This window comes from Paraburkholderia sp. 22099, from assembly GCF_052045835.1.
Lineage (GTDB): Bacteria > Pseudomonadota > Gammaproteobacteria > Burkholderiales > Burkholderiaceae > Paraburkholderia > Paraburkholderia terricola.
Genome location: NZ_JBQEPU010000028.1, coordinates 72,686 through 97,739 on the forward strand (window position 1 = coordinate 72,686; position 25,054 = coordinate 97,739).

23 protein-coding genes and 1 pseudogene are annotated in these 25,054 nt (G+C 64.2%); 9 read left to right on the plus strand and 15 right to left on the minus strand.

The features are described from left to right. Positions 1-238: 238 nt before the first annotated feature. From ACTJLC_RS23990 to ACTJLC_RS24005, 4 genes are all read right to left on the minus strand, one after another. A complete protein-coding gene (locus ACTJLC_RS23990) occupies positions 239-1,066 on the minus strand; it encodes a universal stress protein (RefSeq protein ID WP_310132559.1) in 828 nt (275 codons plus the stop codon). After that, positions 1,063-1,578 carry a universal stress protein gene (locus ACTJLC_RS23995; protein WP_310132562.1) on the minus strand — a complete coding sequence of 172 codons (516 nt, stop codon included), beginning with the start codon at positions 1,576-1,578 and terminating at the stop codon, positions 1,063-1,065. The genes ACTJLC_RS23990 and ACTJLC_RS23995 overlap by 4 nt, the downstream gene beginning before the upstream one ends. Before the next feature lie 37 nt (positions 1,579-1,615). Then, positions 1,616-2,464, minus strand: coding sequence for a universal stress protein (locus ACTJLC_RS24000; RefSeq protein ID WP_310132565.1), 849 nt, complete (start codon positions 2,462-2,464; stop codon positions 1,616-1,618). Between the two features lie 117 nt (positions 2,465-2,581). Beyond that, the gene (locus ACTJLC_RS24005; RefSeq protein WP_310132567.1) at positions 2,582-4,213 is read right to left on the minus strand and encodes an oleate hydratase; all 1,632 of its coding nucleotides are present in this window, start codon (positions 4,211-4,213) and stop codon (positions 2,582-2,584) included. Positions 4,214-4,556: 343 nt separating this feature from the next. On the opposite strand from ACTJLC_RS24005, the gene ACTJLC_RS24010 reads away from it, so the two are divergent. Together ACTJLC_RS24010 and ACTJLC_RS24015 are read left to right on the plus strand one after the other, a co-directional pair. Then, positions 4,557-4,901, plus strand: a complete 345-nt coding sequence (locus tag ACTJLC_RS24010) for a hypothetical protein (protein WP_310132571.1) — start codon at positions 4,557-4,559, stop codon at positions 4,899-4,901. 48 nt (positions 4,902-4,949) lie between these two features. Then, positions 4,950-5,423, plus strand: coding sequence for a universal stress protein (locus tag ACTJLC_RS24015; RefSeq protein WP_073431482.1), 474 nt, complete (start codon positions 4,950-4,952; stop codon positions 5,421-5,423). Between the two features lie 313 nt (positions 5,424-5,736). Here the strand turns inward: ACTJLC_RS24015 and ACTJLC_RS24020 are convergent, their stop codons facing one another. The 3 genes from ACTJLC_RS24020 to ACTJLC_RS24030 form a co-directional block, all read right to left on the minus strand. Next, complete coding sequence (locus ACTJLC_RS24020) at positions 5,737-6,423, minus strand: nitroreductase family protein (protein ID WP_310132574.1); 687 nt, start codon at positions 6,421-6,423, stop codon at positions 5,737-5,739. Positions 6,424-6,488: 65 nt separating this feature from the next. Continuing rightward, positions 6,489-8,006, minus strand: a complete 1,518-nt coding sequence (locus tag ACTJLC_RS24025; RefSeq protein ID WP_310132577.1) for an MBL fold metallo-hydrolase — start codon at positions 8,004-8,006, stop codon at positions 6,489-6,491. A 47-nt stretch (positions 8,007-8,053) separates the two neighbouring features. Then, positions 8,054-8,296, minus strand: a complete 243-nt coding sequence (locus ACTJLC_RS24030; RefSeq protein ID WP_310132579.1) for a hypothetical protein — start codon at positions 8,294-8,296, stop codon at positions 8,054-8,056. Between the two features lie 450 nt (positions 8,297-8,746). Here ACTJLC_RS24030 and ACTJLC_RS24035 point away from each other — a divergent pair, with 450 nt between their 5' ends. The 4 genes from ACTJLC_RS24035 (at position 8,747) to ACTJLC_RS24050 (ending at position 11,560) form a co-directional block, all read left to right on the plus strand. Then, positions 8,747-9,544, plus strand: coding sequence for a potassium channel family protein (locus tag ACTJLC_RS24035; protein ID WP_310132581.1), 798 nt, complete (start codon positions 8,747-8,749; stop codon positions 9,542-9,544). Between the two features lie 239 nt (positions 9,545-9,783). Further along, complete coding sequence (locus tag ACTJLC_RS24040) at positions 9,784-10,335, plus strand: hypothetical protein (protein WP_310132583.1); 552 nt, start codon at positions 9,784-9,786, stop codon at positions 10,333-10,335. Between the two features lie 213 nt (positions 10,336-10,548). Next, complete coding sequence (locus ACTJLC_RS24045; RefSeq protein WP_114162462.1) at positions 10,549-11,199, plus strand: BON domain-containing protein; 651 nt, start codon at positions 10,549-10,551, stop codon at positions 11,197-11,199. A gap of 94 nt (positions 11,200-11,293) precedes the next feature. Then, positions 11,294-11,560 carry a UDP-glucose 4-epimerase gene (locus tag ACTJLC_RS24050; protein WP_310132588.1) on the plus strand — a complete coding sequence of 89 codons (267 nt, stop codon included), beginning with the start codon at positions 11,294-11,296 and terminating at the stop codon, positions 11,558-11,560. A 137-nt stretch (positions 11,561-11,697) separates the two neighbouring features. Here ACTJLC_RS24050 and adhP read toward each other — a convergent pair whose 3' ends face one another. Then, entirely contained in the window at positions 11,698-12,723 is a 1,026-nt protein-coding gene (adhP, locus tag ACTJLC_RS24055) for an alcohol dehydrogenase AdhP (protein ID WP_073431475.1), read from the minus strand. 227 nt (positions 12,724-12,950) lie between these two features. Between adhP and ACTJLC_RS24060 the strand changes: the two genes are divergently transcribed. Then, the gene (locus ACTJLC_RS24060) at positions 12,951-13,640 is read left to right on the plus strand and encodes a CBS domain-containing protein (protein ID WP_310132590.1); all 690 of its coding nucleotides are present in this window, start codon (positions 12,951-12,953) and stop codon (positions 13,638-13,640) included. A 210-nt stretch (positions 13,641-13,850) separates the two neighbouring features. Here ACTJLC_RS24060 and ACTJLC_RS24065 read toward each other — a convergent pair whose 3' ends face one another. The 7 genes from ACTJLC_RS24065 to arcD form a co-directional block, all read right to left on the minus strand. Then, entirely contained in the window at positions 13,851-15,008 is a 1,158-nt protein-coding gene (locus ACTJLC_RS24065) for a glycosyl hydrolase (RefSeq protein ID WP_310132682.1), read from the minus strand. Between the two features lie 79 nt (positions 15,009-15,087). Next, on the minus strand, positions 15,088-15,951 hold the full coding sequence (locus ACTJLC_RS24070; protein ID WP_310132592.1) for a hypothetical protein: 864 nt from the start codon (positions 15,949-15,951) through the stop codon (positions 15,088-15,090). Then, positions 15,951-18,638 carry a type VI secretion system Vgr family protein gene (locus tag ACTJLC_RS24075; protein WP_440845432.1) on the minus strand — a complete coding sequence of 896 codons (2,688 nt, stop codon included), beginning with the start codon at positions 18,636-18,638 and terminating at the stop codon, positions 15,951-15,953. The genes ACTJLC_RS24070 and ACTJLC_RS24075 overlap by 1 nt, the downstream gene beginning before the upstream one ends. Before the next feature lie 292 nt (positions 18,639-18,930). Next, entirely contained in the window at positions 18,931-19,839 is a 909-nt protein-coding gene (arcC, locus tag ACTJLC_RS24080; RefSeq protein WP_440845434.1) for a carbamate kinase, read from the minus strand. Positions 19,840-19,849: 10 nt separating this feature from the next. Next, complete coding sequence (gene argF, locus ACTJLC_RS24085; protein WP_310132600.1) at positions 19,850-20,848, minus strand: ornithine carbamoyltransferase; 999 nt, start codon at positions 20,846-20,848, stop codon at positions 19,850-19,852. Positions 20,849-20,885: 37 nt separating this feature from the next. Further along, entirely contained in the window at positions 20,886-22,103 is a 1,218-nt protein-coding gene (locus tag ACTJLC_RS24090; RefSeq protein ID WP_310132602.1) for an arginine deiminase, read from the minus strand. Between the two features lie 25 nt (positions 22,104-22,128). Further along, the gene (gene arcD, locus ACTJLC_RS24095; protein ID WP_310132605.1) at positions 22,129-23,610 is read right to left on the minus strand and encodes an arginine-ornithine antiporter; all 1,482 of its coding nucleotides are present in this window, start codon (positions 23,608-23,610) and stop codon (positions 22,129-22,131) included. A gap of 253 nt (positions 23,611-23,863) precedes the next feature. Between arcD and ACTJLC_RS24100 the strand changes: the two genes are divergently transcribed. Together ACTJLC_RS24100 and ACTJLC_RS24105 are read left to right on the plus strand one after the other, a co-directional pair. Beyond that, complete coding sequence (locus tag ACTJLC_RS24100) at positions 23,864-24,340, plus strand: universal stress protein (RefSeq protein WP_310132686.1); 477 nt, start codon at positions 23,864-23,866, stop codon at positions 24,338-24,340. Positions 24,341-24,551: 211 nt separating this feature from the next. Next, positions 24,552-25,054, plus strand: a pseudogene (locus ACTJLC_RS24105) (IS110 family transposase); the annotation flags it as partial.

Sequence of the window (25,054 nt, forward strand, 5' to 3'; positions counted from 1 at the left end):
ACCGCCCGACGAGGTCGGTGCAGCGGTGCGCGCGGCAAACACGCTTGTTCCGGGTGATTCCGTGATTCATGTGGCCGCAGGCCGCGGAAACACCGCGCGGAAAGTGTGTGTTTGCGTTCATTGTCCGTGAAACGCCCGCTTCATGCCAGTGCCGGCCAGTGCCGGCCGGCGCAGGCCGGCGACCTGCCGGTTCCCCTGGTGCGGGCGCCGGCGCACCCGCTTCGTCTCGACGCGGCGCTCAATGCGACATCAGCACGGGCACGGTCATCGCCTGCAACACGTTGCGCGTGACGCCGCCGAGGAGCCGCTCCTGCACCCGCGCGTGACCGTACGCACCCATCACCAGCAGGTCGACATGGCGGTCGGTGAGCGCATCGAGCAGCATCGCGCCGGTGTCGACGCCCGGCGCTTTCAGCGTGGCCGTGAAGCTTGCCTCGATGCCGTGCCGCGCCAGCCAGGCGGCCACGTCGATGCAGGCCGGCTCGCCGTAGTGGGGATGGCGCTGAACTTCGATGATGGTGACGAAACTGGCGCGGCGAATGAGCGGCAGCGCATCGGTCGCGGCCCGCGCGCTTTCGCGGCCGCCGTCCCACGCGATCATCACGTTGTCCATGTGCGGCCGGACCGGGCCCGCATACGGCAGCACGATGGCCGGCCGGCCCGATTCCATGATCACGTCCTCGACGAAGTGGCGCGCGATAAAGGCGCTACTATCTTCGGGATCGTCCTGGCCGAGGATCAGCAGATCGGCGTGGCGTGCGTGCAGAATCGCCGCCGCGCCCGGCGGGCCCTCCGGCGCGCGCCATTCGACGCCGCGCCCGGCGCGATCCGCCGCGGCGAGGCAGGCCGCGTGCGCGCGCTTGCGGTTGTCGTTGCGTTGCGCCTCGCGGCCGGCGCTCCAGATGTCCTCTCCATGCAGGAAGAGCGGCCCGGCCGGGTCTTCGCAGACCAGATACAGACCGATCAGATGCGCGTCGTGGCGGGCGGCCAGCGCGAGTGCATAGTCGAGCCGGGCAGCGGCATGGGCGCTGTCGTCGAGATGCACCAGCAGCGTTTTGCAGTTCATGACGGCTCCTTGACCGATTCGCTCGCGGGCTGGGTGGCGTCAGCCGCGCTCGCGGCGGGCGATGCGCAATGCGCGGAGATCAGCAGCACCGGACGGTTGGCGATGCGCACAAAACGTTCGGCGACGCTGCCGAGCATCAGCCGCCGCACGCCGCGCCGGCCGTGCGTGCCCATCACCACGAGGTCGGCGTCGAACTCGTCCGCGGCGAGCCGGATGCGGTGCGCGATGTCGTCACCCGTCAGGTCGGTTTCGATCATGCGCGGCGAGCCTTTCACGCCCGCGCTGGCCATCCGCGCGGCGGCGTCGGCGAGCACGCGCCCGCTTTCCTCGACGAGCGCGTTGCGCACGTAGGACGGGTCATAGGCGGGCACGTCGTAGACCATCAACGGCACGTCGACCACATAGAGCGGCTGCAGTTGCGCGCCCGACTCGCGCGCCAGTTCGACGGCGGCCGCCAGCGCGCGCGCCGAGGTGTCGCTGCCGTCGACCGCGATCAGAATCCTGTTGTACATGGCGAACACTCCTGAACGGGAAAGCAATCTGCCGTACTCAATGCGACATCAGAACGGGCACCGTCATCGACTTGAGGATCGTGCGCGTGGCGCCGCCCATCATGAGTTCACGCCAGCGGGCATGGCCGTAGGCGCCCATCACCAAGAGATCGACGCCGCCGTCGGCGACCTGCGAGAGCAGCACCTCGCCGACCGAGCCGCCCGCTCCGGTTTCGACATCGGCGACCTCGACGTGCACGCCATGCCGCGCGAGCACCGTGGCGATGTCCGCGCCGGGAAGGCGGATGCGCTCGTCATCGTGCCGGCCCGCGTGCATCCCGTTCACGGTGAGGATCGTGGTGCTCGCCGCCGCGCGCATGAACGGCAGCGCGTCGTGCACGGCGCGCGTGGCTTCGCGGCTGCCGTCCCACGCGACCAGAACCCGGTTGCCCGTGGCTCTGTCATTGCCCGCATACGGCACCAGCAACACCGGCCGGCCGCTCGTCAGAATCAGGTTTTCCGGAAAGAAGTCGCCGACATACGACTCGGGATCGGCGGGGTTGTCCTGGCCGGCCACGATCAAGTCGGCGCAGCGGCCCGCGCGCGGAATCGCGAGACTCGCGGGCGCGTCGATGGCGATCCACTCGCCGGGCACCTCGGCGCGCCGGAGTTCGGCGTGAAAGAGGCGCTCTAGCGCCGCGCGCCGCTCGGTGCGCCGCGCTTCCTGCTCCCGGTAGTACTCCGCGGTTCCCGCCATCACATAGAGCGAACGCGGGTCCGGCGAGAACACGGCATAGGCGCCCGTCAGATGCGCGCCGAACTGTTTGGCGAGCCGCAGGGCGATTTCGAGCCGCGGATGCGCGCGCTCGCTGGTGTCCAGGTGAACAACGATGGTTTTGTAGTTCATGGCAGTCGCTCCGGAAAGAGACGGTGACGCACGGATCGTTGAGCTTGAGTCTAGGAACGATCGCGGCGGCCCCGTTGATGCAGATCAATGGCGGCAGGGGCGGCGTGCATGGCCCGCTCAGTGCCCGCGCAACGCGGACGCCGCGCCGTACAGCACACGCGCATCGTGCTGGCCTTTGTACACGGGCGGCGCCGACCGGTTCAAACCGAGCAGCGTATAAACGGCGGTCTGCGCGGACCGAACCGAATATTCGACGGTGAACACGACGTCGTTCGGCAGCTCGCAAAACTGTCCGATGAACGCGAGGTTCGCCCAGCCCTCGGGCACGACTTGCGGCCGGTCGCCGCGCTTGCGCCGCAGGAACTGGCTGGTGACGAACGGCATCAGGCACGGAATGCAGATCGCGTCGTCGAGAATGCGCGGGGCTTCCGCCTGAATGTGCAGATGGCCGAGCAGCTCCGTCATGATCTCGCGGCCCGTGCACTCGGCCATCGGCTTGCCGACGAAGTTGCCGGGCCGGTCGATGAAGAGCCCATAACCCCAGAACACCTGGACGTCCTTCGGCTGGCCGATGAAATGCGGCTGGTGAGGCAGCACGATCGAGGCGAGCCAGTTCGATTGCGGGAAGGTGATCAGGCCGCCTTCGCCGGGCACGTTGCCGGTCAGATCGCGGACCAGGCGGAACAGCGTCGGATCGCGCAGCGTCGCTGTAAAGGACAGCCATTTGGATTCGTCGACATGATCGGCGAACACCGAGGGGTGGCCGAATTCGGCTCGTCCGGCCGCGATGGTTTTCCACAGCGCCCATGCGCCGCTGCTGTCGGCATGATCGAACACGGCCGGGCGGTGCGTGCCGCCGAGGCTCGATCCCGCCGTCATCGAGCCGAGCGTGACGATGACCTTGTCCGCCGCGCCGACCGGAATCTCCACGCGCCGCTTGTCGTGTTCGCAGACGATGCCCGACACGCGGTTCAGTTCGCCGCTTTCGTCATACCGCAGATCGACGACGCGCGTGTTGGCGCGAAACGCCACGCCATGCTCGTCGAGCCATTTGCGCAGCGGCCGCACCATCGAGTCGTACTGGTTGTAGACCGTGCGCATGATGCCGTGCAACTGGTTGAAGCCCGAGGTCATATGCGCGAAGCGCAGCAGATAACGGCGGAATTCGGCGGCGCTGTGCCACGGCTGGAAGGCGAACGTCGTGCACCACATGGTCCAGAAGTTGGTGTCGAAAAAGTCCGGCTCGAAGTGGTCGGAAATGCGGCTGTCGCCGAGCAGAATTTCCGGTTCGAGCGACAGGCGGCCGAGCGTCAGCAGATGCGTGTCGGCGAGCCCGTACGCGGGTGCGTCCTCGCGCCGGCCGTCGCGCACGAGCCGCGCCTTCGATGAGGTGCGCAGCGTCTCGTTCCAGTCGAAGATTTCCTTCGTGACGCTGCCGTGGCCGTCGAGCGTGGGAATCGAGTCGAACAGGTCGTAGGTGCACAGATACTTGCTTTCGAGCATGCGGCCGCCGCGCACGACGTAGCCTTCCCGCGACGAACCGGCGCCGTCGAGGCTGCCGCCCGGCTGGTCGAGCGCTTCGAGAATCGTGATGCGGCAGCCGGGCATATCGGCGTCGCGAATCAGAAACGCCGCGGCCGCCAGCGACGCGATACCGCCGCCGATCAGATAGACATGGCCGGCGGCGCTCGCGTCGTCGCGAGCCTGATCCGCGAGCGGATGAGTATGGAGATAGTTGGAATCGTTCATGTGATGCTCCCCGAAGGGTAATGGCCGTTGACGTATTACCCGGACCATACGCGCGCGGCGCAAAGGCGCGTTGCGTTGGATCAACCGGAGCGCGACCCGCGCTCGCCGGTGTCGCGCGATTGGTCGGCGATTGATCGCTGCTCACTCCGCCGATTCGTCCGCGGCATTCCACGCCCGCGTTCGCACAGGCGCTGCGCGGCACTGCCGCGCCGTTGACGCATGTCAATCGCATGACGCGAATAGCGCCGATCATGTATTCATCGGCTCGCTGTCGTTCGCGGCTTCCGTTCTGGCGACTGAAGCCGCGACGGCCGATGAGTATCAAGGCACGCTCGGAGGCGGCATGGGAATCGATATGCAGATCGTGTACTTCGGGTTTGCGGGGTCCGCGCAAATCGAGGCCGAAGCCGCCGTTCAGTTCATGCGGCTCGAGCGCTTCGGCAAATCCATTTCTGGTTGCCATCTCGCGATCGAGGCGATTCGCGAGCGTGCGCCAGATGGCACCTCACGCGGCGTGTTCGACGCCACGCCGAATCACCTCATGTTCGATGCGCGACTCGATCTGGTTCTGCGCAACGGCGAACTGGTGCCGCTCGAACATCGGCAGAGCGCCGACCCCGACGCCGCCGTGCGCGCGGCTTTCGATGCGGCCGAACGCCTGCTCGAACGCGGCGTTACGCGGGTCTGATCGTCCAACGCCTGTCGCAACGTTTCATTCCTGATCCGGGAGGCAGTCATGTATTCGAACATCGTGGTGGCCATCGACGGCAGCGCAGCCGCGAAGCGCGCGCTCGCCGAGGCGGTTCAGCTCGCGAAGCTCTCGCGCGGCAAGTTGACGGCGGTGTACGTGCTGGATCAGTCGGCGGCTTTCACGTACGCGGGCGCCTGCGATCCGCATCTGCTGACGGACGCCGCGCGGCAGGTCGGCACGAGTTTGCTGCATGACGCGCTTGCGCAGATGCGTGAGTTCAATGTCACGGGCGATATGGAGATCGTGGAGACGCAAGGCATCGGCGAGGACATTGCCGGCGCTTTACTGCGCTGCGCGCAACGACGCGGTGCGGATCTGGTCGTGATGGGTACGCACGGACGCCGCGGCTTGCGGCGCATGGTGATCGGCAGCGTGGCCGAGCGGTTCGTCCGCTTCGCGACGTGCCCCGTGCTGCTGATCCGCGAGGCGGGCGATACGGGTCAGCAGGCGGCGGCTTGATGGGCGTTTCTCCGGTTTGCGCGGGTGCGGGCTGACTCTTCTTTCAGGTGAAGTGGCCGGTGATGCCGCGACGGATGCGTTGCTTGGCATCATGCAGGGGCGGCGCCGCTGCCCGGTGATGGGCGCGCGCTCGTGCGTCAGCGCGATTTGGACAAGGCGATTCACAACACCAGGCGACAACTCAAGCACCGACTTGCGGCCGTGCGTCCGGCTTGCACCACGACACGATACCGCTCAGTAAACAGCCCCTAGGTCTCACGCATGCAATGCAGCGCGGCCCAGTACGCGCACGCGCGCTCAGCTCGCGCACCCCTCAGGAGATATCGTCCGCATCACCAGGCTCGGAACGATCGAAGTACCCGACGGTTTGTGCGAGAACCGGCACGCTGTCGCGCGACAGATGCATCTCGACGCCCAACGCGCTGCGATTGAGCCAGCTTCGGGCGGCGACCGCCAGCCCCGCAGCGGCGCAGAAAAGATAGACGTTCTCCACGATCGCGCCCGCGCTCGCATACGCGAACGGCTCGCGCTGCGACGGCGCGATGTCGTGCATGCGCGCGAGGTCGGCCACGTAGACCAGTTCGACCGGCGCTTCGCCGACGAAGTCCTGATAGCCCGTCAAGCCGCGCAGATCAGCGGCTCTCACCAGATCGAGGCAATGCTGCAACGGGTCGTAGCGGTATAAGCCGCAGGCCATCGCCGCATAAACGTCGATTTCGTGCAAGGCGAGCACGGAGGGCGCCGTGCGTCCGCCGTTGCCGTCCGAATCGCCGCGGTTGACGCCGTTGGCGGCCCAGAGCAACTGGCCGAGGGTCGCTTCGTCGAGTTCCGTCGCGGCGAAGCGGCGCGTCGTGCGCCGTTTCGAGAAGGCTTCCATGATGGGCAGGCCGCCGCTCGACATCGGCGGAGGCAGGGCGATACGCGGCGCCGATGGGCCCGCCACCGGGCGGGGGCGAGCCGGGTCGCGCATTGCCGTGCCGAGTCTGAAGAAGTGTTTCATCGCGGTCTCATCGAACACGGGTGGGGCAGCCGCCGGGCGTTCATGTCGTGGTCTCCTGGACGCTTTCATACGCCCACTGTGTCAGGCTGCGGCGTGCGCGGATTGATCTGGATCAGTTCGAATTCAATGGAGCGCCGCTCGCGGCGACGGTGCGCCGGCATGCCGCGCACCGTCGCCGCATTCGCGACGGCGACGCACGGATCGACGCCCGCGTATTCCGCGGATGCCGGCAAGTCGACGCTTTCCAGGTAGACCGGCACGTCGCAGTGCCAGTGATACGTCTCTTCGATGTGACGGCGCATCGCGTCGGCGGCGGCCGGCTCGCCGTGGGTGACGAAGGTGCGCCGCGGCGGCTCCGGTATCGAATGCAGCCAGGACAGCATCTCGGCGTAGTCCGCGTGGGCCGACAACGACGACAGGCTCATCACCGAGGCGCGCACCGGCACGTCGTCGCCGTGAATCCTGATCGTCGGCGCGCCGGCCGCCAGCGCCGCGCCGCGCGTGCCGGCCGCCTGATAGCCGACCAGCGCGATCGTGTTGCGATGATCGGGCGCGAAGGCTTTCAGGTGATGCACGACCCGGCCGCCGGTCGCCATGCCGCTGCCCGCGATGATCACCATCGGGCCGTGCCGCGTCAGAATCGCTTTCGATTCGTCGACGGTGCGCACCCTCTGCGCGGCGTGGCTGATCGCGTTGGCCTCGGTCGAGCTCAGCCGGTGTTCGCCGACATGATGCAAATAAAGCTGCGTGACGCTCGTCGCCATCGGGCTGTCGAGAAAGACCGGCACGTTCGCCATCCGGCCGGTGGCTTTGAGTCGCGCGATGTGATGAAGCACTGATTGCGCGCGCCCCACCGCGAAACACGGAATCACGACGACGCCGCCGCGCCGGAAGGTATTCGCGAAGACTTCCGCCAGCTCGGTGGCGGGATCGGCTGTGTCGTGCAGACGGTCGCCGTAGGTGGATTCGACCACCAGGTAGTCGGCGTGCGCGAGCGGCATCGGCGCGCGCATGATCGGGTCGTCCGGCCGGCCGAGATCGCCCGAGAACGCGATGACCTTGCCTTCGACGCACAGCACCACGCTCGCCGCGCCGAGAATGTGCCCGGCCAGCAGCAGGCGAAAACACGCGTGCTCGTTCAAGCGCTTGGGCACGTCGAAGTCGCGCGGCTCGAGCAGTTCCAGCGCGCGTTCGGCGTCGTCCAGCGTGTACAGCGGCAACGCCGGATGATGCTTCGACAAGCCGTGGCGGTTCGCGTAGGCCGCTTCTTCCTCCTGCAAGCGCGCGCTGTCGCGCAGCATGATCTGGCACAGGTCGCGGGTGCCGCGCGTGCAGTAAATCGGTCCGCGATAGCCCGTTCGCACGAGCACCGGCAGGTAGCCGCTGTGATCCAGATGCGCGTGGGTCAGCACCACCGCATCCAGCGTGTGGATATCGAGGGGCAGGGGGCGCCAGTTGTGCAGACGCAGATTCTTCGTGCCCTGAAACAAACCGCAGTCGATCAGAATCCGCAGCCCCGCGCCTTCGAGGAGATATCTCGAACCGGTGACGGTTTCCGCCGCACCGAGAAAGGTCAGCTTCATGTCGCGCACCTCGCAGTCGGGAGTGGCCGCATTGGCCGGGAGTTCCTTCAGCGCGCCGAGGCTTGCATGGAGGCGTTGCGGAGCGCTTGCGCGACGCGCCGGAACGCGTTGAGCGAGCCGGCGATGCTTGGGTACTTCTCCCGGCCGATCCGACCGTCCAGCGTAACCAGCATGCCCGCCTCGCGAGCGAGCGTGAGGATGCTACTGAAATCGTCGCCGGCGTCGAGCGCATCGCGCAACTGGCCGTCAGCCGGCGCCTTCCTGGCATCGAAAGAAGCGTGGGTCGTCATGATGGTCTCCTGAAGCGCTCGACAGGAATGGCGCGGCGGTTTCTACCGCTGCGCGGATGGGTCGATTGCGGTCTCCGATGAATTCAGTATTGGTCATCGAACAGGCCGGATAAATCAGGTCTCGCTGAGACTGCGGTAGGTGTTCCTGCGTGGATGTCAGCGTTTCCCTACACGGTGGCCCCTCTCACGATAGATCATGATCCACGTCAAATGTCTGGACACGTCCTGCCCATACTTTTAAAAAGACGAGTGGTTGCAACGGCATCCGTGGCGTTGCACCTGAAAATGGGCGGACTGTGATGAAAAACCGATTGCGCGCGGCGCTCGCGCTGCTGACGATCCTTGTTGCCGGCTGCAGTACCGAAGCCCGCATCGCAGCACATCGCGACACTGAAATCGCGCTTGAGAGGAGGGCGCGCGATCTCGCGCGCGTATAGAGACGGTGTCGCCATGAACGAAAGCTTGCGCGTGGCGGGTCTCGCCGGGGTCGATCCTCATGACGACGCGCGCGCCGTGCACGCATGGCGCTGGATGCAGTGGGCGCTGTTCGCGCTCAGCCTGCTCGCGATTCCGGCGTTCTATTTCGAACTGGCTGCCGCAGCCGGGTTTCATCTCGCGGGACGTGCGCTCTATGCGTGCATGTCCGCCGGATTCGCGGCGGTCCTTGTCCGCATGGCCTGCCTGAGCCGCAAACCGCGGCGCTTTCTCACGCGCAATGGCTACGACGTGCTGATTGCGCTGGCCGCGGCGAGCGGTGTGGCGTGGGGCGTGGCGCCGTGGTCGTCGGCCGAATGGGTGCTGCGCATCCTGTTCGTGGGGCTCGTGGCGATGCGCATCGTGGTGTCGCTGCAAGGGTTCTTCTCGCCCGGTCGCCTGTGGCTGCTGCTCATCGCAGCCGCGATACTGCTCGCCTGTGCGGGAGCGGGGTTTTACTGGCTCGAACCCGGCGTGCATACCTACGGCGAAGGCGTCTGGCTCGCGTTCGAAAGCAGCGCGACTGTCGGTTATGGCGATATGGCGCCGACCACGCCCGCCTCGCGCGTTTTCGCCGCCTTCGTGGTGCTGCTCGGCTACGGACTGTTGTCGCTGGTTTTCGCCAGCATTGCCGCGATTTTCGTCGAACGGGAAGAGCGCATCCTGCGGCGCGAAATGCATCGCGACATCAAGGCGCTGCGCGGCGAAATTGCCGCGCTGAGAAAAGACGTGCAGACGCGCGGCGGCGAAACACGCGTTGCCGATCCGCCTTAATGCGCCACGGGGCCCGCGCCACACGCCGGCCAACGCGTGGAGAGGCTGTCTCAGGGCACGCGCAGAGCGTTCGAGTTCACGTTGACGGTAAGCCCTCGCGATTGACGCAAGTCGATTGACGCAAATCAACGGGCTTCAGACGCCCGCGCCTACATTGGACGCAGTGCCGCCGCGCAAGCACTCGCCGCAGCGTCTCGCTGCCCGCGTGCGGACCGCTTCATTACGTCAGGAGATTCATCATGACAGACCCATCCGTCACCCCGTTCGATCTGTACCGCGCGAATCTTGCATTCGCGCTGCAAATGCTGAGCTTCGGCCACGAAGCGCGGCAACAGGCCGGCGAGTTCCACATGCAACGCGTCCGGCGCGACCTGGCGGCGACGCAGGCGATTAGCAATGCGGCCTCGACGGCGCGTGACTGGAATGAATTCGCGGCGTCCTGCCAGAGCGTGGCGCGCGAGTACCTGACAACCACCGCCAGTCTCTGGCAGCAAGGCCTGGGTTCCGCGGTGCGGCTGCAAAGCGGCTATGGCGAGGGCCTGCGCGAAGCGTTGGCAACGTGGCAGTCGGCGTGGAGCGAGCAATGGCCGACGCATGTCCCCATGAATCCGGTCATGCAGCCGTGGCAGGAGTGGTTGCAGTACATGCAAGGCGCGACGGCCGGCATGCCTTACCGGCGCGCAGACCGCGGCGGCGCCAGTCAGGCCGCGCCGGCCAATTCGGCGAATTCGATCCAGCCGCCGTCGTCGTCCGGCGGTCGCGAGCGGCGAGGCCAACGACATGGCGGCTAGGCCGCGCTGCTTGCATCGCCGGCGGCATCGAGGTGATTCGGCGCCGCGCTCAGCCGGCGTCTTCACGATGCGGGGTGCTTGACGCACGTCAATCGGCGTCTCGCCGCCGAGCCTAAAGTCGGTGATACGGCATGCCCGTCACGACATGAAAGAGCGCGAACGGGTGATTCGCCGCACGACGGCGCATGGCTGCACGCAAACGAGGAGCACGCAATGAAGTCGGACATGGAATTGAAACGGCAGGTCGAAGACGAACTGGCCTGGGATCCGGCGGTCAACGTCGCGGACATCGGTGTCGAAGTGCATGACAGGGTCGTGACGCTGTCGGGCCACCCGGTCAGCTATGCGGAGAAGCTCGCGGCGGAGAAGGCCGCGCAGCGCGTGGCCGGCGTGAAGGCGGTCGTCGTGGAGATGGCGATTCGGCTGCCGCACAAGGACGTTCGCACCGACGAGGAAATCGCCAGCGCGGTCCGCACCATTCTGCACTGGACCGTCGGGTTGAGCGAAGAGGCCGTGAAGGTGCAGGTCGAGAAGGGCTGGGTGACGCTGGGCGGTGAAGTCGATTGGGCGTATCAAAGCCACGTCGCCACGCGCACGATTTCGCACATGCGCGGCGTGACAGGGGTTTCGAACCTCATCAGGATAGGGGGCGACGCGGCCGCGCACGATATCGGCGAGCAGATCGGCCGCGCGCTGCAACGCCACGCCGAGCGCGAGGCGAAGCACATCGGCGTGAAGGTGCACGAGGGAACGGTCACGCTGGAAGGCACGGTCGGCTCGCTGGCGGAGCGCTCGGCCGCGCGCGGCGCGGCATGGTCGGCGCCAGGCGTGCATGCGGTCATCGACAATCTGACGGTGAGGTAGGCACCGCCAGCTCGCCGCGACATGGCCGACGCCACTCATGCAGCCGTCACCGTGCGCGACGGATTGCCGGCGACGCATCAACGAGGAACGACTCATGACGATTTCGGGTAACGCGGGCGAGGGCGACTGGTCGGTCGCCGCCACCACGCATTGCGCGGCGGGCGGCTTCGATTGCTCGATCGAACTCAGCCATCGGACGCCAGCGGGAGTGTTCAGGCACGAGTTCAGGCACAGCAGTATTTTTCCCACGGAGCGCGAAGCCGTACTGGCAGGATTGCGCGAAGGCATGCAATGGCTGGGACTCAAGATGTCGAACACGTTGTCGGTCGTGCCACGCGAGTGTTCTGCCGGGGCGGCGTGATTTCCGGCTCTCGTTCGTGACGCTCTCGTTCGTGATTCACCGCTTCGCCACGACTCCATGACTTCGTGCCGGGCGCGAGCCGGTCAAGCGCTTGCGCCCGTGTTGTGTCCGCCGTCGTGCCCCTGCAAATCCACCGATCAATCGAGCTTCAGCACGATCCGGCCATCGACCCGACCGCTCTTCAGTTCCGCGAAAACATGATTGATGTTGTCCAGCCGGTCCAGATGAATCCGCGCGCGCACGCGGCCTTCGGCGGCGAATTCGAGTGACTCCTGCAAGTCCTTGCGGGTGCCGACAATGGAACCCCGCACGGTGATGCCGTTGAGCACGGTCGAGAAGATCGGCAGCGGGAAGTCGCCCGGCGGCAGGCCGTTCAGCGCGACGGTGCCGCCGCGGCGCACCATGCCCAGTGCCTGAGCGAAAGCGCCGCGCGATACGGCGGTGACGAGCACGCCATGCGTTCCGCCGATTTCCTTCTGGATCGCCGCGGCGGCGTCGCATTCGGCGGCGTTGAACGTGAGCGCCGCGCCGAGTTCACGGGCGAGAGCGAGCTTATCGTCGGCGATGTCGACCGCGACCACGCGCAGGCCCATCGCGATCGCGTATTGAACCGCGACGTGGCCCAGGCCGCCGATGCCCGAAATCGCAATCCATTGACCCGGCCGCGTGTCCGTCATGCGGATGCCTTTGTACACCGTCACGCCGGCGCAGAGAATCGGAGCGATATCTTCGAAGGCGACATTCGACGGCAAGTGGCCGACGTAGTTCGGATCGGCGAGCACGTACTCGGCGTAGGCGCCGTTGACCGAATAGCCCGTGTTCTGCTGCTCGTGGCAGAGCGTTTCCCAACCGCCGAGACAATGCTCGCAATGACCGCAGGCGGTATACAGCCACGGCACGCCGACGCGGTCGCCTTCCTTGACATGCGTGACGCCCTCGCCGACGGCGGCGACATAGCCGACACCCTCGTGGCCGGGAATGAAGGGCAGTGTGGGCCTGACCGGCCAGTCGCCGTCGGCCGCGTGAAGATCCGTGTGACAGACGCCCGACGCCTTGATGTTGACGAGGATCTGTCCGCGCGCGGGCTTCGGAACGGGAACCTCCTCGATACGCAGCGGAGCGCCGAATTCGTGAACGACAGCAGCTTTCATAACTTGGGCCATGACCTTTCTCCAGACGAAGATTGCGTGGCAACCAGTATCGTCTTCACGGATGCGGCGTAATTGACCTGAGTCATCTATCGGTGGATGCGCGCGCCAGCGTTCGGGATGATCCACGTCAAACGGGACGACCCCGCATCGGCCTAATCTCAAGGCACAAGAGGGCTTAACCGGCGTCCCGACGGCCGGTCCCGCGAATTCAAGTATCCCAACTGTTGAGGAGGCTTACCATGCGCGCATCCGATGTCATGACCACCAATGTCATATCCGTTTCACCCGACATGACCGTGCGGGAGGTCGCCAGAATTTTCGTCGATAACCGCATCAGCGGCGCACCGGTCCTGGGCCCCGGCGGCGATGTCGTCGGCATGATCAGCGAAGGCGACCTGCTTCGCCGCAGCGAAATCGGCACCGATGAGCGCACGCGAACCTCGTGGCTCGATCTCTGGTCCGCGGACCATGAAGCACGCGATTACGTCAAGACTCACGGCGCCAAGGTGCGCGACGTGATGACCGCCGAGGTGCTGAGCGTTCGGCCCGACACGCCGCTCGGCGAAGTGGCCGGCATTCTGGAAACGCGGCGCATCAAACGCGTGCCCGTGATGATGGCGGGGCAACTCGTGGGTATCGTGAGCCGCGCCAATCTCGTGCAGGCGCTGGCGAGCGTGCCGGATGAGCCGACATCGGATGTCGCGCTGTCGGACGGCGAGATCCGCGCGATGTTGATGGGCGAACTCGCGGGCCGCAAGTGGGCGTTCGCGGGCCGCAATATCGTCGTCAGCGACGGCGTCGTGCATCTGTGGGGCGTGTTTCAATCGACGGAAGCGGTCGATGCGGTTCGTGTGGCGGCGCAGAACATACCCGGTGTTAAAGGCGTTGAGGATCACACGGAGCCGTATCAGATGATGCCGGGGATTTGATTGTGGGTGCTGCTGCGGGGATGAGGATGGGTAGTGATGGGTAGTGGGAAGAGTACGAAACGAGCCCCGCGAGGTTTCGCGGGGCAGTCGTCATCTCTGTGAGACGGTGGGAGCGGTTGAGCTGGCGAAAGCTGCGCTCGGCCGCCTGTCGCGGGGGCGGGTTAGGGTTTTACAGCGGTTTTACGGCGCGTTGCGCATTGGGTTGAATCGCTACAGTTTCCGTTTCTTCAGCGTGTAGGCGAACAGTGCGTATTGGGTGTTGGTATCCGGGTCGAAATAGCCGCCCTGGGCCGCGCCATCATTGAGTTCGTTCCACGATTTGCCGGAATCCTTGCTGATGAAAGTGAGATCGACCGGCGCGCCATCGCCCGTCGCATCAGTGGCATAGACCAGCAGCACGCCTTGCCTTCCTGCGCTGAGACCATCGAGCATCAGGCGGTCGTCGAACGTATGCAACTGCTGCACATTGGGGCGCTGGACGTTCGCCCATACCGAGAGTGCGCCCGTGCGGTGTCCCTTGTCGCTCGGGTCGTCCCAGTTGCGCGGCGCGCCCAGGCGGGATAACGCATACAGTGAATAGCCGCCGGTCGTCTCCGGTGACGATTGCAGGTCGACTACCGTCTGGTTCGGCAGCACCACGTCCTGCTCGAAGTCCTGCTGGTCCCACGTCATTCGGTAGATAAGACTCGATGTTTTGAGCTCGCCCAATTGTTCGACGTAGTAGGCAACGCGCAGCACGCCATCGGGGCCGAGATTGACCGCGTCGAAGGTTCTGCGCGGCTTGCCGGTGTTGGCTAGCGGCGGCACCTTTATTTCTCGCCATGACTGACCGCCGTCGGCCGTGCGCCATACGTGGGGCCCCCAGCCGATTGCATAACCACGCTGCGGATCGAGAAACAGCAACTGGCCGATGTTGTGGTCCTCTTGCCAGCTCAATTGGGTCCAGTTCTGGCCGCCGTCGCTGGAGCGCCAGAGTTTGGTGATCTGCGGGGCCTGCTCGTCAGCAGCGTGCGGTACCTTGTAATCCATCCATCCGGTGCTGACGTACACCGTGCGCCAGTCTTTTGAGTACCACCAGACGGCATTCTGACCGCGTTGCTGGAACGTGCGCGTCAAGCCACCACTGAACGTTCCTTTTAGGAAAGCTACTGTGCGTCGATTTAGCCGTTCGGAAGAATCATCCATCCACGCTTCGGTAAACTCCGCGACCTCGGGATTTTTGAGTTCACTTGCCGGCTTGAACTTCAGTTCTGGTCCTGCAGTCTTGAGGCTGATGATGTCGTCGCCGCGAATACGAAATGCGCCCCCGCCATAGGGTTTGTCACCTTTTGCAAAAGATGTCGTGACCGTTTCCCAGCCTGTTGTCATGCTCTGATATCCGTAGGTTAAAGCGGCCAGCAAAGCAAGACCGCCTAATAGCATCGTCCAGCGTTTCGATTTTTGCATGTCATTTTGCCAGCAGGCGACCGAGTGCCTTGCCGACTGGATCGTCGATGTCAGAATGGTTAATCATATGCGGCAGAACCACTTTTCCGCTGTCAACGGCCTGCTCCCACGTTCGTATGTCGCCCCATTCCTGGATGTTCGGTTGCGCCGAGATTTTTGCCAAATCCAGAATCGGAAGATCTGCAAGACCTCCATCCAGATATGCTAAAGGATGCGTCTTGAATGCAAAGGATTTGAAGGTATTGTCGTCAAGCTCAAGCATGTACCGTTGCACCGGAAAGTCGATGCTGCCGTTCCCTGGTTTCAGACTGTCCATTTGAATACCATCATGCTCCATGTTTTGGCGTAAGCCATCTTCCATGTTCGTCTGCAGAAGCTTTCTGGCACTTCGCAACCACGCTTGCCCCTCCGGACTCAATCTCGGATACAACTTCGCCCCATAGTTCGAGCAATAGTAATACCCATAGCTGACGTAGTACGAGGGCGGCTTATGCCCACACCCGACATGGCGCATCATGAAATTGCCATGACGCGACCAGTCGGAATCCGTGCTCTCAGGCGCAATCAGTTGCTCGCGACGATGCAGCAAACGGCGCGCGACTTCCTTGTCCTTCCACGGATCCCACGAGGTCGCGAAAGCCTTCACCGTTTCCCATGCGCTCGAGACGCTGACCTTTTCCACCGTCTCAAGATATTCACCATGCAGTGGCTGGTAGTAGTACGGACACTTTCCGATAATCGACGGTGCCGCTGGTGGCACTGTCCTGTTGCAACTGCTCAGCGCGACCTTCGGGCGGACTTGATATCCGCTGGGTGTCAGCATTGCCGCCCCCGTTCCCAAGACGGAGTCCTGCTTGTCTGCCATCAATGGTTCTCCAGAAATTTAATGACCACATCCTTCGGCACGTGACTTTGGGTGAGCCCTGTTTCACCCAGTTCGTTCGTGACACCCTGCGAAATGAGCGTGCCGTCGGAGAACATTTGGAATTTCATATTGGCTGCGGGGATATCCGTGCCGGCCCAATGCGCAATAAACGCCTGATCGTAGCTACCTTCCGAACCGGGCATGGCGGGGAGGGCAGTGGACATGTGTGTCGGTCCCGCGAATGCATGCTGACTGCCCTTGATATCAATCTTGCCAGGCGCGTGAATTTCGATGTTGCCGCCCGTCATGCGGATATAGGCACCGCCCGATGTCAGAAGAATTTCCTGTTTCGCGGCCGCCTCGATTTTCTCTGTTGCCGACAGCAGCTTCATCGTCTTCTGCGCCGTCAGTTCGATGTTGTCCGAGTGCGCCTGAACTTCGATCTTGCCCCTGGCCGCGAACAGCTTCATCCCGGCGTTCTGTACGAACAGGCTGAGTTTTCCGGCCACGCTCGCGATCAGCGATTTGCCGGTCGCGATGTGCGTGCCCTGACCGCTTACGAAGTTGATGTGTTCGTCCGCCGATACATGGGCCGATTTCTGCGTGGACAACGCGATGCCCGACGGGCTGGCGAACAGCATGACGGGCTCCCTGAACGCATTGGCACTGCCCGCTCCATCGCCCGCCGTCCTGCCACCCGACGACGAGCCCGAAACATTGTTCCGGGTAGCATCGGTGAACGACTTCAGTGCAGTGTGTCCGTCCCCGAGACTTTCAGCCTGATGCGTGGTGCTCGCCCCGGACAGCGCTTCCAGCACGCTTTCCGCATTCACCAGTTGCGAGTTCGCCTCGCGCACGTCGAGTTGCGGGCTCGTTGCCGGTTTCGCATGCGTGGAGACGTACAGGCCCTGGCCGGCGCGCACCGCGCCGTAGGCGTCGGACTTCAGGTCGAAACCGCTGCCCAGATACGCGCCGCGTGTGTTGCCGGTCTGCGCGATCAGATAACCCAGATGCAGATGCGCATTCGTGCTGCTGCTATGGAGGTGAACGCGGTTCTGGCCGGTCGCATCGTCCATCACCATCTGGTTGTAGCCGCTGCCCTGATATTCCTTCGACCTGTAGCCCGACAGCAGACCGTTCGAATGCCAGTGCGGTTGCGTCGCGCCGTTATACACCCGGCCCGTGACGAGCGGCCTGTCGCAGTCGCCGTCCACCCATTCGATCAGCACTTCCTCGCCGATCCGTGGCACATGCACGCCGCCATAGCCGCCGCCCGTATCCGACATCGCGACCCGCAGCCAGCATGACGCCTTCTCGTCGCCGTCGTTGAGCCGGTCCCAGTGGAAGCGCACCTTGATGCGGTTGAGCGCGTCGGTGTAGACCTCCTCGTTCGCCGGGCCGACGACGATTGCCGACTGCAGATGCATCTCCGGCTTGTGATGCTCGAACGGACTGCGGTAGGGCACGGCCTTGCGTTGCGCCTCGATCTCAACGAGGAAGAAGCCTTCGCTGCCATCGGCGTGGGCGACCTTCAACGCACTGGCTGTGCTTTCATGATTCGCCCGGACCATCGCCAGTTCGCCTTTCAGGCTATGCGGGAAATCGGCGGCCTGACTCGAAACCGGCAGGTTGTTTTCAATGAACCACGACGTTGCGATCATGGCGAACTGCCGGTTCTGTTCACTGTCGGTGGCGTGCCCGGGGTGATCGTCCAGTTCGAACCAGCGACCCGCATCGGCCTGCCTCACGCCGCCTGAACCGAAGAAGCGCTTGGCCCGCGATTCCCATTCCTCCATGCGGATCTTCGACAGGTGATCGCCCCGGTCCTGGCTGCCGTAGGTGTAGGCGCCGGTGTATTCGTAGACTTCGGCCTGCTGCGGCAGGTCGCCCTGTGTGGCAAGCGTCGGCACGGTCGTGCCCTTCGGACTGGCGGACGAACCCGGTGCCTTGTAATCGAAGGTGCGCGTCGTGAGCGTGGTGCTCTGAAGTGTTCTTGTGCCCGACCACTGAACCAGTGCATCGGTTTCGCTGTTCGTACCCGCTCGATAGAACCGGACCGTCTTGGGTGAAAGCGGCCGGAACGCGTCCAGGTTGTCCGTGACGACGAGCGTATGTGACTTGCCGTCGCCAGCCTGGTCGAAGCAGCCGAACAGCCCTTCGCTTTCCATCAGGCGATGCACGAAATTCCAGTCGTCCTCGTATTGCATGCAGAACGAACGCGCGGGCAGGGGCCTGCTCAGCGCAAAGCGGAATGCGCCCTGGGCCTGTGGATGCAGGTTGAAGACATCGGTGAGAATTTCGTCGGCGGGTTTGTCCTGCCAGATCCGCGCATCCTTGCGAAAGCGCAGGAAGTGCATCCATGAGGCAAAGCCGAGCTGATAACTCGTGAGTCCGTTATCCGAGCCGAGGCGTCGCGCGGTATGCACGTAGCCGTGATGAGGCAGGTAGGATTTGTCGGTCTGCTGGATCCACAGCGTGACGGGCTGCGCAATCAGCGTCTTGAGTTCAATGGCGCCGGAAGTGGAAACGACATCGACCGTAAATTCGTAATGGCGGCCAATCCGTGAATGGCCGATAACCCGCTGCGGCAGAAGAACATTACCGCCCAGCGGACTATCCAGTTTCAGCAAACGGTCGCTCTGGACGAGTCCGCCCTTTATTGCCCCGATTATGTCCTGCGCTCCCATGCTCCCTCGTCTTATTGGATCGAGCGACCGCGCTCCGCGCGATTTTAGGGAACTTCAGACGAAACGGCCAGTTATTCAATGTCAATGAATGTGGAGCGGCATGAATTGCCGAGCCTGAATATGCCGACGGCATATTTTGTAAATTCAGTCAAACAGCTTTCCTGAGGTGCCCTCGGATATACCGATTACGAAGCCGGTATTAAACGGCGATAGCCGGATTGCCTAATCCATTCCACGAGACGAGGGCATGGTCAACCGCGAAGAACCGATCGACCACACCGCGCGCTCCCACTCACCGCGTAACCTGCGTCCCCGCCGTTCCCGCCGCCATTTCCTCGATCTGCTCGAGCGAGCCGATCACCGCGCGCTTGCCGGTACGCGCGACGAAATCGCACGCCGCTTCCACCTTGGGGCCCATCGACCCGGCGGGAAACACGATCGACCGCAATGCCGCCACCGATATCTCCCCCAGCGCCCGCTCGCTCGGCGTATGCCAGGCGGCATAGACGGCATCCACGTCGGTCGCGATCAGCAGCAGATCGACGCTCAGATTCGCGGCGAGTAACGCGCTGCACAGATCCTTGTCGATCACGGCCTCGACACCGGTACGCGTTCGCCCGTCCGCCGCGAGCGTGACCGGGATGCCGCCGCCACCGGCCGCGATCACGATCACGTCGTGCTCCAGCAGCCATTCAACCGGCTTCAGCGCGTCGATACGCCGAGGCTTCGGCGACGCCACGACGCGCCTGAAGCCGCTTCCATCAGGCGCGATACGCCAGCCATTACGCGCCGCAAGCAGCTCGGCCTGCGCCTGCGTATAAACTGGGCCGATCGGTTTGGTGGGATGCGCGAAGGCCGGATCGTCGGCATCGACCTCGACGCGCGTGAGCAGGGTGGCCACCTGCCGCGCGGCCGGCAACGCGTTCGCCAGTTCCTGTTCGAGCAGATAGCCGATCATGCCTTCGGATTCGGCGTCGAGTACATCGAGCGGCGCTGCTTCCTCCGCGTTGCCGTTGGCGGCCTGCAACGCCAGCAGTCCGACCTGCGGACCGTTGCCATGCGCGATCACCAGTTGATGCTCACCGGCAAGCCGCGCGATCTGCGTCGCGGCACGGCGGATATTGGCGATCTGGTGCGCCATCGTCATCGGTTCACCGCGGCGCAGCAGCGCGTTGCCGCCCAGTGCTATCAGAATGCGCATCTCAAGTCCCTTACGCGAGCGTCGCCACGAGCACGGCCTTGATGGTGTGCATGCGGTTTTCAGCCTGGGAGAACACGATCGACGCATTCGATTCGAACACTTCGTCGCTCACTTCGAGTTCGGACAGGCCGAAATGCTCGTGGATCGTGCGGCCGGTTTCCGTATCGAGATTGTGATAGGCGGGCAGGCAGTGCATGAAGCGCGTGCGCGCCTTGCCGGTGGCTTTCATCAGCGCGGCGTTGACCTGATAGGGCAGCAGCAGATCGATGCGCGGGCCCCACGCCTGAACCGGTTCGCCCATCGACACCCACACATCCGTGTAGATGAAATCCGCGTTGCTCACGGCCTCATGCGGGTCCTCGACGATCGTCACGCTCGCGCCGGTTCGCTCGGCGAGACGCCGCATCTGTTCCACCAGTTCGTCATTCGGCCACAACTCCCGCGGCGCCGCGATGCGCACGTCCATGCCCATCTGCACGCCGCCGATCAGCAGCGAATTGCCCATGTTGAAGCGGGCGTCGCCGAGGTAGCAGAACGACAGTTCGTGGAGCGGCTTTTCGCCGAATTCCTGCATGGTCAGCAGATCGGCGAGCACTTGCGTCGGGTGGAATTCGTCGGTGAGGCCGTTCCATACCGGAACGTGCGAATAGGTCGCGAGATCCTCCACCATGCTCTGATGAAAGCCGCGGTATTCGATGCCGTCGTAGAGGCGTCCGAGCACCCGCGCGGTGTCCTTGAGCGACTCCTTGCGGCCGAGTTGCGAACTGCTGGAATCGATGTAGGTGACGTGGCCGCCCTGGTCGTGCACGGCGACCTCGAAGGCGCAACGCGTGCGCGTCGAGGTCTTTTCGAAGATCAGGGCCACGTTCTTGCCGGTGAGGCGCGGCACTTCGTTGCCTGCATATTTCGCGCGCTTGAGTTCGGCGGCGAGGTCGAGCAGAAAGCGGATGTCACGCGGCGTGAAATCCTGCATGTTCAGCAAACTGCGGTTGCGTAGATTGAATGCCATGAGCGAATTCTCCAGAAGTGCGACGTGCGCGCGGGCGTCAGATGGGGGCGCGTTCGATGGGGCAGGTCATGCAATGGCCGCCGCCGCGGCCGCGTCCCAGTTCGCCGCTCGGAATCGTGATGACCTCCACGCCGGCCTTGCGCAGAAGCGTGTTGGTGTAGACGTTGCGGTTGTAGGCCGCGACCACGCCCGGCGCGAGCGCGATCACGTTATTGCCGTCGTCCCATTGCTCGCGCTCGGACTCCCACGTATCGCCGCCGGTGGCGACGGTGCGCAGCGTCGCGATGCCCAGCGCCCTGGCGACCACGTCGAGGAACGGCGCGCTCTCGGGCCGCACGTCGAGCTGACCCGGCATGCTGCCGGGGCGCAAGGTCGTGCAACGGATCGCGTCGACCACCTCGGGAAAGATCGTCACGAGGTCGTGGTCGCAGAAGGTGAAGACGGTGTCGAGATGCATCGCGCCGCGCGAGCGCGGCAGTTGCGCGGCGATGACCTGCTTGACCGATTCGCGGGCGAACAGCGCCCGCGCGAGTTGCGCGACGCCTTGCGGCGAGGTCCGCTCGCCCATGCCGATCAACACGACGTCGCGCGATAGCGGCATTACATCGCCGCCTTCGAGCGTGGCGCCGCCGTGATCCGTGTCGGGGTCGCCCCACCAGATGCGCGTGCCGCCGCTGAAGAGCGGATGGAACCGGTAGATGGCGGCGGCAAGCAGCGTTTCCTGTTGCCGGGCCGGCCAGTACATCGATCCGAGCACGATGCCGTCGTTGATCCAGCAACTGCTGTCGCGCGTGAAAAGCGTGTTCGGCAACGCCGGAAGAATGAAGCCCGAGGGCGGGGTGCATTGCGCGAGCAGGCCGGCGGGCTCGAACGGCAACTCGGCTCGAACGATCCCGCCGATCAGGCGTTCGGCCAACTCGTCAGCGCTCATTTCATCGAGCCAGGGCCGCAGTTGCGCGGCCAGTTCATCATCCACCGTGCCGGGCGCGAGCTTGCGCTCGAGCACCCATTCGCGCGCCTCGCGGCCGCGCAGAATATCGGTCAGCAGATCGTGCATCTCGAGCACGTCGACGCCGTGCTCCTGCATCGTGCTGACGAACGCGTAATGATCGTTCTTCGCCTGCGATACCCACAGCACGTCGTCGAACAGCAACTCGCGGCAATTGGCCGGTGTCAGGCGCGCCTGGGCGAGGCCGGGGCGGCAGACCATGACCTTGCGCAGCGGGCCGATTTCTGAATAAACGCCGAATGTCATTGTGATTCTCCTGGAGATTGACGGATCAAAGGCCGAGCGCGCCGGTGGACAGCAGCCATGCCGCCACGGCGGCGAGAACGAGCAGGGCCGCGAGGATCACCACTTCGAAGGGCTTGAAAAGACGCGCGCCGCGTTCGCGTTTCGCCCAGCCGTACAGCAGCACGCCGGGTGCGTAGAGGAGGGCGGAGAGCAGCAGATACTTGGGACCGGCGGCGTACAGCAGCCAGCAGCAATAGACGGTTGCGGCCGCGCCGATCAGCAGGTCGCGGATGCGCGTGTTGTCCGTCGGCGCATAACCTTCGCCGCGCATCGCAATGCGAGTCGCGTAGACGGCGGAGAACAGATACGGGACCAGGATCATCGAAGTCGCCAGCGAGATGAGCGCCTGATAAGTCGCGCTGGATACGAGCGTGATGATGAGAAACAACTGCACCAGTCCGTTGGTGACCCACAGCGCGTTGGCTGGCACGCCGTGGCGATTCTCGCGGGCCAGAAACTTCGGCATGACGCCGCCGTCCGCCGGTGTGAAGAGCGTTTCGGCCGCCAACAGGGTCCAGGCCAGCAATGCACCGCCGACCGACACCAGCAGACCGAGACTGATCAGCACCGCGCCCCAGGCGCCGACCGCGCGGTCGAGCACGCCGGCCATCGACGGGTTCTTCATCGCGGCGAGCTCGCCTTGCGGGACGATGCCGAGCGACAACAAGGAGACCGCCATCAGCAGCACCAGGACGACGGCGAAGCCGAGCAGGGTCGCGCGCCCGATATCCTCGCGCCGCTGCGCACGGGCCGAGAACACACTCGCGCCTTCGATGCCGATGAACACCCACACGGTGATGAGCATCGTGCTCTTGACTTGCGTGAACACGTTGCCGAGCTTCACGCTGCCCCAGAAGTCCTGCGCGATCACATGGCCCTTGAATGCGGCTGCCGCGAGCGCGATGAACAACAGCAGCGGGATGATCTTGGCGACCGTGGTGATCGCGTTGAGCACCGCCGCGCCGCGCACGCCGCGCAGGATCACCGCGTGCATGATCCACAGCGTGATGGATGCGCCGAGCACCGCAGCACGTGTGTTGCCGTCGCCGAACACGGGAAAGAAGTAGCCGAGTGTGCCGAACACGATGACGAGATAGCCGACATTGCCGATCCACGCGCTGACCCAGTAGCCCCACGCCGAATTGAAGCCGACGAAGTCGCCGGCGCTGGCCCGCGCATAGGCGTAGATGCCGTTGTCGAGTTCGGGCTTGCGCGTCGTCAAGGTCTGATAGACGAATGCGAGCATCAACATGCCCGCGCCGGTGATCAGCCAGCCGATCAGCACGGCGGCGGCGCCGGCGCCCGAGGCCATGTTCTGCGGTAGGGAAAACACGCCGCTGCCGATCATCGAGCCGATCACCAGAGCGGTGAGCAAGCCGAGGCGCAATGGTTTTGCGCCCACGCTCGCAGCGCTGTCGGCCGGCTTCGCGGAAGCGGATGCCGGGAGTGAATCTGCCAGGTTTTTCATGACGGACCTCGCCGTTTTTTTGGTAAGTGGATTAGGTCACTTCATGGCGATGGGTCCATTGATCTGGATCATTCCACCGACGACCGCGGACCGGTCGGGCTGGGAGAACGCGAAGTCGGACGATCTGTCACGCGCTTGCTTGATGCAGGTCAGTTGACGCAGCGCATTCGCGCCGATGATCCAGTTAGCTGTAGCGATGAGCAGGCATCCGGCCGTCGAGCGGGGTGCCCGCAACGTCTACGAGGAGCGGGTCATGTATCAGAAGATCGTCGTGGCGCTGGATGGCAGCGAGTCGTCCAGATGGGCGCTGTACGAAGCGCTCGAAATGGCGCAGCTTACGCAGGCGCGGCTTCACGCGGTGTACATCGTGCATCCTTGGGGCGTGTCCAGGTATGCGGGCTATGTCGATTCGGATCAGCTTCGCGACGTGCTGCGTGAAGACGGCCGCATTGCTCTCGACGAAGCGCGCCGGGCCATGACCGAATGTGGCGTGCCCGGCGACACGGAAATCGAGGAAACAGAAAATGCAGCGGACGATGTCGCTCACTGCCTCGGCCGTTGCGTGCAACGCCAGGGTGCTGGTCTGATGGTGATGGGTACGCAAGGCCGGCACGGCATAGGGCGGTTGTTGCTCGGCAGCGTTGCGGAAGCGTTCTTGCGGCGCGCGGACGTTCCGGTGCTTGTGGTGAGATCTCCGCCGGATCTGGATGGAATACCTTCCGGGCTTTGAGCCGGGGTTGGGGAGGTTTATGAGGGGGTGTGAGTTGGAAGCATGTGTTGGTTGACATAATCTTAATTATCACCCGGACGGATTGTAGTAGCTTTATAGATGGAATGGTCGCCTCCCGCCTTAACGGGCCAACCGACGCCGCAGCAACCCCGGCGACGACGTCGAGCCCGAGTATCGTCTCCGTTGGGATATCCCGTTAAGGAGAAAGCTGATGGAACCCACGACTATTGCCATCGACCTGGCCAAGCGCGTTTTCCAGATTCACTACGTCGAGCCTGTGACCGGCGCGATTCGCAGCAAGGTGCTCAAACGCGCCCAGCTCGTGCCGTTCTTCGCCAACCGGCCTGCGACTTGTGTCGTTGTGGAGGCCTGCGGCAGCGCCCATCACTGGGCCCGTGTCCTGGCGCGGCTTGGCCACGACGTGCGGCTCATCGCAGCCCAGTTCGTCTGACCGTTCGTGAAGTCGAACAAGAACGATGCCGCGGATGCCGCGGCGATCTGGGAAGCGGCCCAACGTCCCGGCATGCGTTTCGTAGCTGTCAAGACGGAAGACCAGCAGGCCATGCTTGCGATGCACCGCATACGCCAGCAACTTGTCAGGATCCGTGTCATGCAGGTCAACCAGCTTCGCGGATTGCTCTACGAATTTGGCGTGATACTGCCGGCAGGTCGCCGTGCATCGATAGAGGCAGCCAAAGTCGCGCTGGCGTCGAT

Bases quoted from the DNA above. Each gene is read 5' to 3' on its own strand.
- ACTJLC_RS23990 (WP_310132559.1), bottom strand. From the start codon at position 1,066: ATGAACTGCAAAACGCTGCTGGTGCATCTCGACGACAGCGCCCATGCC.
- ACTJLC_RS23995 (WP_310132562.1), bottom strand. From the start codon at position 1,578: ATGTACAACAGGATTCTGATCGCGGTCGACGGCAGCGACACCTCGGCG.
- ACTJLC_RS24000 (WP_310132565.1), bottom strand. From the start codon at position 2,464: ATGAACTACAAAACCATCGTTGTTCACCTGGACACCAGCGAGCGCGCG.
- ACTJLC_RS24005 (WP_310132567.1), bottom strand. From the start codon at position 4,213: ATGAACGATTCCAACTATCTCCATACTCATCCGCTCGCGGATCAGGCT.
- ACTJLC_RS24010 (WP_310132571.1), top strand. From the start codon at position 4,557: ATGGGAATCGATATGCAGATCGTGTACTTCGGGTTTGCGGGGTCCGCG.
- ACTJLC_RS24015 (WP_073431482.1), top strand. From the start codon at position 4,950: ATGTATTCGAACATCGTGGTGGCCATCGACGGCAGCGCAGCCGCGAAG.
- ACTJLC_RS24020 (WP_310132574.1), bottom strand. From the start codon at position 6,423: ATGAAACACTTCTTCAGACTCGGCACGGCAATGCGCGACCCGGCTCGC.
- ACTJLC_RS24025 (WP_310132577.1), bottom strand. From the start codon at position 8,006: ATGAAGCTGACCTTTCTCGGTGCGGCGGAAACCGTCACCGGTTCGAGA.
- ACTJLC_RS24030 (WP_310132579.1), bottom strand. From the start codon at position 8,296: ATGACGACCCACGCTTCTTTCGATGCCAGGAAGGCGCCGGCTGACGGC.
- ACTJLC_RS24035 (WP_310132581.1), top strand. From the start codon at position 8,747: ATGAACGAAAGCTTGCGCGTGGCGGGTCTCGCCGGGGTCGATCCTCAT.
- ACTJLC_RS24040 (WP_310132583.1), top strand. From the start codon at position 9,784: ATGACAGACCCATCCGTCACCCCGTTCGATCTGTACCGCGCGAATCTT.
- ACTJLC_RS24045 (WP_114162462.1), top strand. From the start codon at position 10,549: ATGAAGTCGGACATGGAATTGAAACGGCAGGTCGAAGACGAACTGGCC.
- ACTJLC_RS24050 (WP_310132588.1), top strand. From the start codon at position 11,294: ATGACGATTTCGGGTAACGCGGGCGAGGGCGACTGGTCGGTCGCCGCC.
- adhP (WP_073431475.1), bottom strand. From the start codon at position 12,723: ATGGCCCAAGTTATGAAAGCTGCTGTCGTTCACGAATTCGGCGCTCCG.
- ACTJLC_RS24060 (WP_310132590.1), top strand. From the start codon at position 12,951: ATGCGCGCATCCGATGTCATGACCACCAATGTCATATCCGTTTCACCC.
- ACTJLC_RS24065 (WP_310132682.1), bottom strand. From the start codon at position 15,008: ATGACAACAGGCTGGGAAACGGTCACGACATCTTTTGCAAAAGGTGAC.
- ACTJLC_RS24070 (WP_310132592.1), bottom strand. From the start codon at position 15,951: ATGGCAGACAAGCAGGACTCCGTCTTGGGAACGGGGGCGGCAATGCTG.
- ACTJLC_RS24075 (WP_440845432.1), bottom strand. From the start codon at position 18,638: ATGGGAGCGCAGGACATAATCGGGGCAATAAAGGGCGGACTCGTCCAG.
- arcC (WP_440845434.1), bottom strand. From the start codon at position 19,839: ATGCGCATTCTGATAGCACTGGGCGGCAACGCGCTGCTGCGCCGCGGT.
- argF (WP_310132600.1), bottom strand. From the start codon at position 20,848: ATGGCATTCAATCTACGCAACCGCAGTTTGCTGAACATGCAGGATTTC.
- ACTJLC_RS24090 (WP_310132602.1), bottom strand. From the start codon at position 22,103: ATGACATTCGGCGTTTATTCAGAAATCGGCCCGCTGCGCAAGGTCATG.
- arcD (WP_310132605.1), bottom strand. From the start codon at position 23,610: ATGAAAAACCTGGCAGATTCACTCCCGGCATCCGCTTCCGCGAAGCCG.
- ACTJLC_RS24100 (WP_310132686.1), top strand. From the start codon at position 23,864: ATGTATCAGAAGATCGTCGTGGCGCTGGATGGCAGCGAGTCGTCCAGA.